This is a genomic window from Ignavibacteria bacterium, assembly GCA_017303675.1.
Taxonomy (GTDB): domain Bacteria; phylum Bacteroidota; class Ignavibacteria; order Tepidaquicellales; family OLB5; genus OLB5.
The window spans coordinates 829,025-842,624 of record JAFLBX010000002.1; the positions used below are offsets into that span (position 1 = coordinate 829,025).

General features: G+C 38.2%; 13 protein-coding genes. 9 read left to right on the forward strand and 4 right to left on the reverse strand.

Annotation, left to right across the window (positions count from 1 at the left end; genetic code table 11):
• Window positions 1-25: 25 nt before the first annotated feature.
• From J0M37_13205 to J0M37_13220, 4 genes are all read right to left on the reverse strand, one after another.
• A complete protein-coding gene (locus tag J0M37_13205; GenBank protein MBN8586042.1) occupies window positions 26-475 on the reverse strand; it encodes a hypothetical protein in 450 nt (149 codons plus the stop codon).
• A 51-nt stretch (window positions 476-526) separates the two neighbouring features.
• Window positions 527-1,996 (reverse strand): exo-alpha-sialidase, encoded by a 1,470-nt coding sequence (locus J0M37_13210; protein MBN8586043.1) that lies wholly within the window; start codon window positions 1,994-1,996, stop codon window positions 527-529.
• A gap of 37 nt (window positions 1,997-2,033) precedes the next feature.
• Window positions 2,034-3,587 (reverse strand): M20/M25/M40 family metallo-hydrolase, encoded by a 1,554-nt coding sequence (locus J0M37_13215; GenBank protein ID MBN8586044.1) that lies wholly within the window; start codon window positions 3,585-3,587, stop codon window positions 2,034-2,036.
• Window positions 3,588-3,753: 166 nt separating this feature from the next.
• Window positions 3,754-5,922 (reverse strand): T9SS type A sorting domain-containing protein, encoded by a 2,169-nt coding sequence (locus J0M37_13220; GenBank protein ID MBN8586045.1) that lies wholly within the window; start codon window positions 5,920-5,922, stop codon window positions 3,754-3,756.
• A 223-nt stretch (window positions 5,923-6,145) separates the two neighbouring features.
• Between J0M37_13220 and J0M37_13225 the strand changes: the two genes are divergently transcribed.
• The 9 genes from J0M37_13225 to lepB all read left to right on the forward strand — a co-directional run bounded on the left by J0M37_13225 (window position 6,146) and on the right by lepB (window position 13,578).
• The gene (locus tag J0M37_13225) at window positions 6,146-7,924 is read left to right on the forward strand and encodes a Na+:solute symporter (protein ID MBN8586046.1); all 1,779 of its coding nucleotides are present in this window, start codon (window positions 6,146-6,148) and stop codon (window positions 7,922-7,924) included.
• Between the two features lie 48 nt (window positions 7,925-7,972).
• Window positions 7,973-8,188 (forward strand): DUF433 domain-containing protein, encoded by a 216-nt coding sequence (locus J0M37_13230; GenBank protein MBN8586047.1) that lies wholly within the window; start codon window positions 7,973-7,975, stop codon window positions 8,186-8,188.
• A gap of 3 nt (window positions 8,189-8,191) precedes the next feature.
• A complete protein-coding gene (locus J0M37_13235; protein MBN8586048.1) occupies window positions 8,192-8,512 on the forward strand; it encodes a DUF5615 family PIN-like protein in 321 nt (106 codons plus the stop codon).
• On the forward strand, window positions 8,513-9,382 hold the full coding sequence (locus J0M37_13240; GenBank protein ID MBN8586049.1) for an ABC transporter permease: 870 nt from the start codon (window positions 8,513-8,515) through the stop codon (window positions 9,380-9,382).
• A gap of 100 nt (window positions 9,383-9,482) precedes the next feature.
• Complete coding sequence (sdhC, locus tag J0M37_13245) at window positions 9,483-9,893, forward strand: succinate dehydrogenase, cytochrome b556 subunit (protein ID MBN8586050.1); 411 nt, start codon at window positions 9,483-9,485, stop codon at window positions 9,891-9,893.
• Window positions 9,894-9,899: 6 nt separating this feature from the next.
• The gene (gene sdhD / locus J0M37_13250; GenBank protein MBN8586051.1) at window positions 9,900-10,289 is read left to right on the forward strand and encodes a succinate dehydrogenase, hydrophobic membrane anchor protein; all 390 of its coding nucleotides are present in this window, start codon (window positions 9,900-9,902) and stop codon (window positions 10,287-10,289) included.
• Between the two features lie 44 nt (window positions 10,290-10,333).
• Window positions 10,334-10,531, forward strand: coding sequence for a histone H1 (locus tag J0M37_13255; GenBank protein ID MBN8586052.1), 198 nt, complete (start codon window positions 10,334-10,336; stop codon window positions 10,529-10,531).
• A 216-nt stretch (window positions 10,532-10,747) separates the two neighbouring features.
• On the forward strand, window positions 10,748-12,544 hold the full coding sequence (lepA, locus tag J0M37_13260) for an elongation factor 4 (protein MBN8586053.1): 1,797 nt from the start codon (window positions 10,748-10,750) through the stop codon (window positions 12,542-12,544).
• 26 nt (window positions 12,545-12,570) lie between these two features.
• Window positions 12,571-13,578, forward strand: a complete 1,008-nt coding sequence (gene lepB / locus J0M37_13265) for a signal peptidase I (protein MBN8586054.1) — start codon at window positions 12,571-12,573, stop codon at window positions 13,576-13,578.
• Window positions 13,579-13,600: the final 22 nt, after the last annotated feature.

Here is a 13,600-nt window from a genome sequence, read left to right on the forward strand (position 1 = left end):
GTTAAAACGTTATTGTATCATATTTTTATTTTCTGTAAAGCGTAATTTTTTCTTTAAAAGGCCATACATTATTTTGAGTTACAGTTTTCATCAGTTGGAGGGTTAAAATTCCAGCCTGACTTTCTACTTCCTGATATACCAGATCAAATTGCCCAAAATCATAACATGGATTTTTACTCTTATCAACCGGAATTTTATCCCATAATCCTTTTAAATATATCTTATTATCATTAACTGAATAAGTTCCTTTTGCACTTCTTTCTGCATTATTTAAGTTACAAGGATCATTTGATACCACATCACTCCAATTAGCTTCCCTGAATATAAAGCTGTCCTTATTAAACAATATAGTTACTGGATGGCCTTCAAAATAAATTTTTCCTTCTTCATGCTTTTCGGTTGTCCACTCACCTTCTAAATATTCACGGTCAATTTTTGATGCAAAACACCCGGGAAGGGTAATTAGTAAAACCATGAACAGCAACACGAGAGTTGAAACTGATTTATATTGAAGCATCAAAACCATCTATTTTAAAACCATCATTTTTTTAGTATCAAATTTAATTCCATCAATATACATAGTATAGAAATAAATTCCAGATGGATAATTTCTACCCTCAAATACAGCATTATATACTCCCGGATTTAAATTCAGATCTACTAGCTTTTCAGTTTCCCTGCCTAAGAGGTCACTCACTGTAATTCTTATATGACTGTATTTTCCTGTTGAAAACTCAATATTCGTCATCGGGTTAAACGGGTTTGGATAGTTTTGAGAAAGTGAAAAATACTTTGGTATTTCTGTATTTATTACTGATATGCTGGTTGGATTACCTGTAGGGTCGCGTTTATAGTATATCTCATAGTTACCATCTCTATTATCCTGCCAAACAATGTGTAAATTATAACCAGCGATTGAAACAGAAGCATATTCAGAGGAAGAAGGATTATTTGTTATTCGGGTATCAGTTCCCCAGTTTAATCCCCCGTCCATCGAGAGTTTATAATAGATCTCAGTATTGCCGTCGCGATTATCATGCCAGACAATATGCAATATCGAGTTGTATACTGCAATGCATGGATAATCAGAAATAGCAGAGTTACTGGTAACGCGTACATCAGGTCCCCAACTTATACCCCCATCGGGCGACCGTTTGTAGTAAATCTCTTTATTGCCGTCGCGTTGGTCTCCCCATACAATATGCACATTCTGATTTGAAACAGAAATGGAAGGAACCTCAGAAATTGCAGAATTATTTGTCATGCGTGTATCCACTCCCCAACTCAAACCACCATCGGGCGACCGTTTATAGTAAATCTCATAATTACCATCGCGATTATCCTGCCACACTATATGCACAACCGAGTTATAAACTGCGATGTTTGCCATCCATGAAAAAGAAGAATTAATTGTCAAGCGTACATCGGCTCCCCAAGTCACTCCTCCGTCTGTTGAGTTTTTGTAATATATCTCTTGGTTGCCATCTCGATTGTCTCTCCATACAATATGTACATTTGAACCAAAGACAGCAATTGAGGGATGCCAATTAGTTGCTGAGTTATTAGTAATTCGTGTATCCATTCCCCATGTTATACCCATGTCAGTTGATCGTTTGTAGTAAACTTCCCAGTTGCCATCACGGTTATCGTGCCATACTGCATGTACTAAATTGTCGACAATTGAAATAGAAGGCATTAGAGATGAAGCGGAGTTATTTGTTAGCCGTGTATCCGTTCCCCAGGTTGTGCCTGCGTTAATAGAGCGTTTATAATATATTTCTTGATTACCATCGCGATCATCATAAAATAATGCATGTACAACATTCCCGTTTGATGCAACACTCCACGCATGATTGTGAGTAGTATTAGAACTACCCGATGCGTTCGTCAACCTGAGATCGGGACCCCACTGCGTAAAACAATTTTCATTTATTACAGTACAATGTACAATAAAAATGAAAGCAATTGTATAACTAATATATTTCATGTTTTTCAAATTGAATTTATTAATTAAACTGCTTTAATTATTATGCTTATTTTATCAGCATCATTTTCTTTGTATGAGTAAGGATTCCATCGACATACATTGAATAAAAATATATTCCTGATGAATATCTTTTTCCTTCAAATACTGCATTATGTACGCCCAGCGGGTAATAATTATCAACCAGCTCAATAGTTTCCCTGCCTAAGAGGTCACTCACTGTTATTCTTATATGACTGTATTTCCCGGTTGAAAACTCAATATTCGTCATCGGGTTAAACGGGTTTGGATAGTTCTGGCTTAAAGTGAATTCAGCCGGTTCATTATTGGAAGCAATAGCCGTCAACACTGTATACTGCAGGAATGTTGCAGGTGGTACTGTACCCGGCGGGTTAAGTCCTTTTCCGCCAACGGGCAGCGTGCCAATAAAATTAGCAAGTGAATCCTGTGCTGCAAAATAATATTCTACATTTGCTCCGGTGCTTTGGCCGGGAATGGTAAATCTGAAAGTATCGAGATTATTGTAAACATAATTCAATGCCGTAAACGAGCCTCCATTAACCCTGTAATATAGCCTCGGTCCGTTTGTGATCTTTTTAAGTTTATATGGTGATGTGATTACCACGCTGGCAGTCCTGGGTCCCGTATCACTTGAGCCTGTAATTGGTGTATGTGCAAAATTTATTGTAAAATTCCATCCGTAAGTCATTAAAGCTGCAAGTGAAGCCTGTGTGAACTTAAGAAAATACGGCATTTTTACATTGGCGAAATTATCGTTCACAGTATGATAATACGGATGAAAATCGCTCATAAGCTCAATACCGCAGTATGCATTGTAGCCGCGCTGCCAGAAGTAATAATGATCACTTGATGACATATTGCCGACTGAAACAACCGGGTCGAGCATTGGCTGATATATGTTATAGGCGATCTTGGTAATATTGGTAAAGTTTTGCGAAGCTGAATTTGTGAAGAGATTCAGCTTATAATCATTGTTCCCGTCCCAGGCTATCATATCAAAGTTCAATACTCCTTTAATAGAGTCTCCCCTGTTATATGATGAATCCGCATAAGCGCGGCTGCCTATTAGACCCTGCTCTTCTTCATCAAAAGCTACAAAAATTAAAGTATAATCAAAATTAAACGGAGCAAGCAGCCTTGCTGCTTCCATTACAGCACAAGTGCCTGAAGCGTTATCATCTGCTCCTGGTGCCAGTGAGCCTGAGGGCATATTATCATAATGTCCGCATATTATGTAGTATTGATTTGGATATTTGGTACCGATCTTCGTTGCTATAACATTCTGACCGTTTGTTCTGTAATTCATATACCTTGCAGTCAGTCCGTAACTCTGGAATCGTTCATAAATGAACTGTGCTGCTTTTGGGTTATGCACAGTGTTTGAATGCCTTGATACAATAGTATACGGCACTCCGCCTATTATAGTAGAAGTATCACCGCAAAGCTCCCTGTTGAGCTTTGAAAGTGTCTGCAAGGTAACCAGGTTTGAAATGGAATCAATCCGTGGGCTGTACCCAACCTGTGAAAAAATAGTTGATGAAACAATAATGAATACAACAAAAATTGTATAGATAGCTTTCATGGGTTTTAATAAATAGATTGATAAATATGGGGATGGATGAATGCGGAATGCTGCCTGAATGCAAGGCTTCAGGTATTACAAATATATCTATGAGTGTAAGGAATAATTATGATATTTATCATTAATATTAATGATAAATAACTTCATTATAAAATCTTGTGAATTTTTACTTTATCAGAACCATTTTTCTTGATACAACAAAACTTCGTCCTGAGCCTGTCGAAGGATCACCTGCCTCAATCTTATAAAAATACACTCCACTTGAATAGTTTGATGCGTCCCAATCAACATTATAACTTCCCGGCTTCATTTGCTCATTTACAAGCGTAGTAATTTCTCTACCAAGCAGATCATAAACTGTAATTTTCACAAACCCTGATTTCGGAATATCGAATTTAATGTTCGTTACCGGATTGAACGGGTTGGGATAGTTTTGGGAAAGTGAATATTTATCAGGTGTAATTCCGGGATAGTGAGTCACAAATGTTAATCCGCCGTTTGTTGTTTTTATAACTTTACCTGAATCACCGCATATAAAGCCGTTTTGCACATCTACGAATGAATATCCCTTAACATCAAAGTTCATTAAAGACATCATTTGCTGGAATGATGTACCGCCGTTATTGGTAACATAAAGCCTGCCTGTATATGGTGAATTCCGGTTAGTAGCCATGAACCAGCCTGTGTTTTCATTAACAAACCTGATATTCTGCACTCGCAGGTTATTTGGCACTGTTATTTGTGACCAGTTTAAGCCAAAATTCGTTGTTCTAAGCAGCAGCGAAGAATCACACCCTACGAACCCCAGGCCGGAAGGCCTTAGATATACCGATTCAATATACTTTGTTGAACCTGTAGAATAAATAATCCAGTTTGTTCCGCCATTAGATGTGAATAGTATACCCCTTATACCGCTTGCGCCTATAGAAACAAATCCTGTATTCGCGTCTGCAAAATATATTTTCCCGGTTGTTGAACCTGTATAAACCGTTGCCCAGTTAGCTCCGGAATTTTTTAAAACCGAAAAACTGTTAGTTAAATATGTTACTCCGCCAGTTTCAAAAATATCACTAACCCCGTATCCCATTGAACCATAGTTTCTTGGACCTGCCCATGTTAAGCCCTGATCTGTAGACTGTTGAACAGAAAAAGACGGGAAACCTCCGATGCCCGGATAATATATTTCTCTATACCAGCTGTTTTGTGAAAATAACCATAGATCAGTTAGAGAGCTTGAGCCTTCAAACCAGCTGTTAGTTCCGCAAAAAATTACATTCCATTTATCACCGCCGTTGCTTGTTGTAAACAACAGTGAGCCGTCAATGCTCATCACTGCACCGTTTAAGGCATCTGTAAAATTGATCCTGCTTAAGTTTGCGAGTGAACCCCCCAGGTTATAAGCATTCTGATTCACCTGGTCTGTACCGATACATTTGATGATCCACCCGTTTTTTCCGCATAAAAATGCTGTGTTAGAATCAACTATACTTATATCATAAAATGAGTTTCCTGAAAAAAGCTGGTATGAACACCATGGCTGCCAAACAGAACCACCGTTAGTCGTTCTGGATACAGGACCATTCTTCCCATATACATAACCGGTATTTGCATCAGTAAATTTAACAAAGTTCTCCTGTCCCGCATAACCAACCTGGCTTGTGAACCAGTTATTTCCTCCGTTTGTTGTTTTCAATCCGCCTAATCTGGGTGTTAGGTATCCTGTTAAAGAATTTATGAAAGCAACACTAAGCAGATTTTCTGTACCTACAGTTTGTACACTCCAGTTTAATCCGCAGTTTGTTGTTTTTAGGAATTTACCGCTATCACCGCAAACGTACCCTGTAAGCGAATCATAAAAATATATATATCTTAAATTAGCTGATGTAACATTTAGTTGCTGCCACCCAGTTATGCCGCTGGTTGTCTTGTATAATGCTCCGTTATCACCGGCAATAAATCCTGTGTTATGGTTTATAAACTTAACGGATCTTAAAGCATAATTATTAGTGGTTGCAATAGTAGTCCAGTTCGCTCCGCCGTTTGATGTATATAAAATAATTCCGCCATCGCCAACTATATACCCGGTACTCATATTAAAAAAATGCATCGCAAAAAGGTCACGTGAAGTGTATGTAGCAATATTTATCCAGTTATCTGAACCGGTAACATTTTTCAAGAACGCTCCGCCGGAGCCTATCACATAGCCTGTATTCTGATCAAAAAATTTTATACCGTAAAAATTGGTTTGCGGATTTGTATTCCGGTAAGCCCAGTCTGAATTTTGAGTGAATAATACGGATGGAAGAAGGAATATTAAAGTAATAATGGCTTTCATAAGCCGCCTCCTTATTTAGGTTATTCAAATATAATCAATAATGTTCGAAATTATTATTTAAATATTAACATAGCTTTAAAAATTGCAATTATAAAGCATTTACGTTATTTTTGTTTGATATTTAAGTGAGAGTATCACGTTGTTTTTTTATTCAGGGAATAAATTTAAAAGTAATTCAAATGCTGAAATCTGAGTTCAGCATTACATCATACTATAATATATTATGCATATTATCGACTGGATCATCATTGCTCTGTATTTCATTATCAGCCTTGGTATTGGTTTATACTATTACCGCAAAGCAAGCAGCAACACCGAAGATTTTTTCTTAAGCGGCAGAAAGCTGCCGTGGTGGCTTGCCGGGTTGAGCATGGTCGCCACCACATTTGCCGCCGATACACCGCTTGCAGTTGCTGAGCTTGTAGGGCAGAACGGAATTGCAGGCAACTGGCTCTGGTGGAACATGCTTATCGGCGGAATGCTCACCGTTTTCTTTTTTGCCAAGCTTTGGCGCAGAGCGGGCATATTGACTGATGTTGAATTTATTGAGCTAAGATATTCCGGCAAATCAGCATCATTCCTTCGCGGATTCAAAGCGCTTTACCTCGGTATATTCATGAATTGTATAATTATGGGCTGGGTAAACCTTGCAATGGGTAAGATAATGCTTGGTATGTTCCCAGAATATGTGAACCCCGGTAATGTAATTTATTTTCTTGCCGGCTGTATGTTCATTACAGCGGTTTATTCTGCAATATCCGGCCTGTGGGGTGTAGCAGTGACAGATGCATTCCAGTTCATACTTGCAATGACAGGCTGTATTATTCTGGCTATAATAGTTGTAAACTCACCGCAGATAGGCGGTATAACCGGTCTGCAGGAAAAACTGCCTGACTGGGCTTTAAGATTTACACCTCAAATTGGCGGTGAAACGGGAACTTCTACAGGCACCGGCGGCATTTTAATGATGACAGTATCTACATTTCTGGCTTTTATAGGTATTCAATGGTGGGCAAGCTGGTATCCAGGCGCTGAACCGGGTGGCGGTGGTTATATTGCGCAAAGAATAATGTCCGCCAAAGACGAGAAAAACTCACTACTTGCAACGTTATTCTTTCAAGTTGCCCACTATTGTATCAGACCGTGGCCATGGATACTTGTCGGACTCTCCGCTATCGTGCTTTACCCTGAGCTTTCAATGGCAGATAAAGGACTTGGCTATGTTAAAGCTATGAACGACTTCCTCCCAATGGGATTGAAGGGTCTGCTGCTTGCCGCATTTCTTGCCGCATACATGTCAACAATTGCTACTCATCTTAACTGGGGCACTTCATATTTTGTAAATGATTTTTATAAGCGCTTTATTTCCCCCGGCAGATCAGAAAAAAGCTACGTTACAGTTTCAAGGGTTGCTACAATAATATTTATGATAATTTCTGTTATTGTAACAATGTTCATGACAACAATATCCGGTGTATGGGCGTTTGTTATTGAGTGCGGCGCGGGTCTTGGCTTAATATTGATCCTGCGGTGGTACTGGTGGCGCATAAATGCGATATCTGAAATAGTTGCGACAGTAACACCATTTATTGTATATGCCATTCTTTATTTTGGTAACTTCGGAGTAAAATTCCCGGAAACATTATTTATAATTGTACCTGTAACAACACTTGCATGGCTTGTTACTGTTTTCATCACAAAACCCGTTACAGAGGATAAGCTTTCCATATTTTATATGCGCGTCCACCCCGGCGGCTGGGGCTGGAAAAAATTCGCGCAGAAACACCCGCATATCAAAGCTGACCGCGGCTACGCAGTTTTGTTTATTGACTGGATGCTCGGGATAATTCTGGTATACATGTATTTATTCGGTATTGGAAAAATAATCTTAGGTGATTTTATGGCGGGATTGATATATCTTGTTCTGGGCACAGCAGCCGGCTGGATAATCCTTAAGCATGTAAATTATCTCGGCTGGGATGAAGTTGTGAAGAAGAAGTAATGAAAAATGGTTCAAAGTATTCCAAAAAAATGATTAAATTATCAACAGATGAAGAAAGACATAATAAATATTGACCCTGAAATACAGGGCGGCAGACCGGTCTTTAAAGGTACCCGTGTACCAATTGAAACACTTTTCATTCATCTGGAAAAAGGGATTTCATTAGATGAATTTTTGGAAGACTTTCCTTCTGTAAAAAAAGAACATGCAATTGAGCTATTGGAAATTGCAGAGGGACTTGTGACTGCTGAAAGCCTGAAATAGTAAATGAAAATTCTACTTGACGAAAATTTACCTAAGAAATTGAAATCAATTTTAAAGTTGCATGAGGTACATACCGTGAGCGATATGGGATGGAATGGCAAACAAAACGGTGAGTTACTGGGACTTATGGCAGCTAAAAAGTTTGATGTCATAATAACCTTTGATAAAAATATCGAATTCCAGCAAAATTTCAGAAAATTTACGATACCTGTACTTGTTTTTAATGCACCTGATAACACTTTTATTACTTTAAGTAAATACAAAGATAAATTATTAGATTTATTGAATTCTGCCCTACCAACAGGTATAACGAAAATTATTTAAATGAATCCATCATACTACTTTAAGGAATTTATGCGGTACCTGAAGACAGCCAAATCGGCTGTTATCAGCTCCACCGTGGTCATAGCGCTTGCAGTATTACTGCTTGGCATTTATTTGACCATATCCATAAATTCCGTAAAGCTGCTTAAGCTCATTCGAGATAAAGTGGAAATTGACGCATACCTTGTAGATAACATTCAGACTGCCGATATCAGCAAATTAACATCATCAATTAAATCAATTGGCGGAGTAAAAAGCGTGAATTTCGTTTCAAAAGATGAAGCAGCAAAGATCTTTGCCGAAGAATTCGGGCAGGATATACTCGAAGTATTTGACCATAATCCCCTGCCGCCTTCGCTTAAGATAAATCTTTATGATGAATATAAAACTATTGACCGTATTGAGAAGATAAAACAGGAACTTGGGAAAAATCGAGAAATTACAGATGTTGTTTACGCTCAGAAAAATCTAGAAATAATTGAAAGGAACTCACAATCGCTTGTATTCCTTAATCTTAGTTTATTGGTAATTATTACATTTTCTTCAATATTCCTTATCGGCAATACGATAAGGTTAATGATAGTTGCCAAAAAAGATACCATTGAAATTATGAAGTTAATTGGAGCTACAAAGGAAACCATACGCACTCCTTTCATAATGGAAGGATTTTTCCAGGGATTCGTAGGAAGCCTTTTAGCTGTAATTCTGCTTCAGGTATTTTTAGGTTATTTTTATGCTACTTATACCAATAATGATTTTAATTTTTCAATTATGGATACTAAGTTCCTGATATTACTTGTCATCTTTGGTTCATTACTTGGTACTTTAGGCAGCGCGATTTCTATACGCAGATTTTTAAAAATAGCTTAATTAATCACTTTTTTGCCCTCACTTTTAAAAACAATCAAAAAACAAATATTTTTTTTCAGATATTGCATTTTCTTACATTTTTAACTACTTTTGTATAGAAATGGCAGAATTTAAAAAATTTGACCAGAGAAATTGGGTAAAAACCAATTTAAGTTATAAGAAGGATAGCGGAAGCTGGGCCTGGATATTGCACCGCATAACCGGAATTGCATTATTAGGTTACCTTTTTATGCATATTTATTCCCTTTCTCCTCTTTCACAGGGCAGAGAAGCATTTAATAAATTTATTTCAGCATACACTACTCCGTTTTTTATGGCATTGGAGTGGTTTTTATTTGCATTTGTTTTGTTTCACTCACTCAACGGAGTGAGAATTGTATTGGTTGATTGGGCTGACGGCGCAAGATACCATAAAGCTTTATACAGGTATTCGATAGTTATAGGCGTGGTAATGTTTTTTGCAATGGGCTATGTAATGTTTTCACACGAAATTCACAAATTATTCAGATAAGCTAAGTTGTACAAACACAGAAATTCTCAGGGTTCAGGGTCATTCAGCTGGGTATTCCAGCGGGTAACAGGCTTAATACTTGTTGTTGTAATGATAGGTCACTATATTTTAATGCATTACACACCTGAATCAGGTCACACATACGATGCAGTACTAGCCAGAATGCAGAGCAACTGGTACCGTGTTTTAGACCTTACATTTGTTGTTCTTGCTATGTATCACGGTTTAAACGGTGTGTGGGGAATATTCAGGGATTACAGGCTGAAATCCTGGCAATCAATTACAATTGTCAGCTTATTAATAATTATCGGTTTGGCATTTACTTTATGGGGCATCAAAACTATTCTTGATATTCCATATGTCCAAACTTCCACCGGAGAGCTTCTTGTAAAATAGCTGTACCATTAAATAACTTTTTTCAATCAAAAAGGAGAAAACAAATGGAAAAAATCAACGAAATTAAAGCAATGCTGGATGATATGGGCAAGGATCTTGAGAAGTTTTATTCCAAAGGACAGAATTCTGCCGGCACAAGGTTAAGAAAATCTTTGAACGAAGTCAGAAAGAAATGCCAGGAAATGAGAAATGAGATCCAGACCATAAGACAGGATAGAAAATCATCAGCTCCTGCTTCTTAATTTAAAGGGATTTTAGCTGCTGGGATTATAGCGAAGGAAACGATTTTTTACAAATTTCTTTAAGTAGCGGTTTAAACGGAGGTATATTGCTTTCGGATTAAATTGCTACTTATTTTTATTTATATTACAGCATTTAATTTTTCAGGAATTTAATACTCTTTTTTTACATTATTAATACAAACCATACGGAATTTAAGTTTTACTTAACCAGAGCAGATGAAGTCTAAAATCAGGAATTTTTGCATAATTGCACATATTGATCACGGTAAATCTACCCTTGCAGACCGTTTACTTGAAGAAACCCACACAATAGCACAGCGTGATATGATCAAGCAGGTGCTTGATGATATGGATCTTGAACAGGAACGCGGTATTACAATTAAATTGCATGCTATCCAGCTTCAGTACAAAGCCAAAGATAACGAGCTTTATACACTGAACCTGATCGATACCCCCGGGCACGTTGATTTTTCATATGAAGTATCACGCTCACTTGCAGCCTGTGAAGGCGCATTGCTTGTTGTTGATGCTTCCCAGGGGATTGAAGCGCAGACCGTGAGCAATCTTTACCTGGCTATTGATGCAAACCTGACAATTATTCCTGTGATAAATAAAGTTGACCTGCCCAGCGCAAATGTTGCAGGCGTTAAAAAGCAAATAATAGAAATGCTTGGCTGCGATGAAAGCGAAATTATTCTAGCAAGCGCAAAAGCAAATATCGGCACAGAAGATATCCTCGAGGCTATTGTAAACAGGATACCTGCGCCTGAGATAAAAGAAGACGCTCCGCTTAGGGCTATGGTATTCGATTCAACATTTGACGCATACCGCGGAATTATTGTTTATTTAAGAGTTGTTGACGGTGTTCTGAAAAAAGGCGATAAGGTTAGATTTTTTGAAACAGAAATTCCAAGTGATGCCGAAGAAGTTGGAATTTTAAAAATGAACCGGGTCGTAAAAGACCAGCTCCGCTCAGGTGATGTTGGTTATATGGTTACAGGCATTAAAACAGCCGCAGAGCTGCTTGTTGGTGATACGATAATCAACGTAGCAAATCCCGCGGCAGAGCCGCTTGGCGGGTATAAGAAGATTAAGCCAATGGTTTTTTCAGGTATCTACCCTTCATCAAGTGATGATTTTGAAGACCTCAGGGAATCACTCATTAAGCTTAAAACCAATGATGCATCCCTTATCTTTGAGCCTGAAACATCCTCAGCTCTCGGTTTCGGTTTCCGCTGCGGTTTCCTCGGACTTCTTCATATGGAGATCACCCAGGAAAGGCTTGACAGGGAATACAACCAGACTATTATCACCACCGTTCCTAACGTAGAATACCAGGTATTCAAAACTGATGGCAACATGGTGCTTGTTGATAATCCTTCACAAATGCCGCCTCTTGGAAATATTGATTACATTACAGAGCCATACATTAAAGCGCAGATCATAACTCCCACAGATTATATGGGAAACATAATGAAGCTTGCAAATGACAGGCGCGGCGTATTTGTAAGTACAAATTATCTTTCTGAAACAAAGGTTGACCTGATATTTGAATTCCCTTTGAGTGAAATAATTTTTGATTTCCACGATAAGCTTAAGTCAATTTCCAAAGGCTATGCTTCGCTTGATTACGAATTTATCGATTACCGCAAGTCTGACCTTGTTAAGCTTGATATACTCCTTAACAATGAGCCGGTTGACGCGCTTTCATCAATTGTACACCGCTCAAAAAGCTATGAATACGGCCGAAAGCTTTGTACAAAGCTAAAGGAGCTTATCCCCAGGCAGATGTTTGAAATTGTGATACAGGGAGCAATTGGCGCTAAGATCATTTCACGCGAAACCGTAAAAGCGCTTCGCAAGAATGTTATTGCAAAATGTTACGGCGGCGATATTTCACGTAAACGCAAACTTTTGGAAAAACAAAAAGAAGGCAAAAAACGTATGAAACAGGTTGGCTCCGTCCAGCTTCCGCAGGAAGCCTTCCTGGCTGTGCTTTCAATTGATGAATAAACCGGGATGACAAACTAAATTCTGAAATGACAGAAAAAGAAAAGACTGATAAAATTCCGGTAAACAGCGAAACTAATTCCACAAAAAATGATCCAGCAGTTAAAAGCACAGATACTACCCTGATAAAGGATAATAATGATGCTGCGCCTAAAAGCACTGTAATTCACGTTACACACAGTCCAAAACCAAATTCAAAGCTTAAGGAATATTTTGATGCCCTGCTTTTTGCGGGACTTGTCGCAATAATATTGAAAATTATTTTCGTAGAAGCCTACAGAATTCCAACAGGCTCAATGGAAAATACACTTCTGGTTGGTGACTTTCTGCTGGTTAATAAATTTATTTACGGCGCTACCACGCCTAGGAATATTCCCTTTACCCAGACCCGTATCCCTTTTTTCCGTTTCCCGGCACTTAAAGAACCTGAAAGGGGCGATGTTGTAGTTTTTGATTTCCCCGGCAATGCTAATGAAGTCTCAGCTCCCGAGGTCACAAATTATATCAAAAGGCTTGTGGGAAAACCCGGGGATACTATCCATATAGTGAACAAAACACTGTTTGTTAACTCAGCAGAATTTCCAAATCCGCCGGATGCAAAGTTCAGCAAAAATGTTTCACCCGGCACGTTCACAGATATTTTTCCGAGAGGCAGGCCGTGGAATGATGATAATTACGGCCCGGTTGTTGTACCTAAAAAGGGAGATATTATCAAAATTACACCGGATAATATTGATGACTGGAAAACATTCATCAAGCGAGAAGGTCATTCCATAAGGCTCACAGCCGATAACAAGGTTTTTATAGATGAGACCGAAAATTCAAGTTATAAAGTTGAAAAGAATTATTATTTTATGATGGGTGATAACAGGAATAACAGCTCAGATAGCCGGGTATGGGGCTTTATGCCTGAAGATAACATAATCGGCGAAGCCATGATTATTTACTGGTCATGGAATCCCGATATTCCGTTTGCTGAATTCGGCAGGCTGTTTGATTCTATAAGGTGGAACAGGATAGCGAAGATAATACATTAATTTACAATTAATTCATTAATCC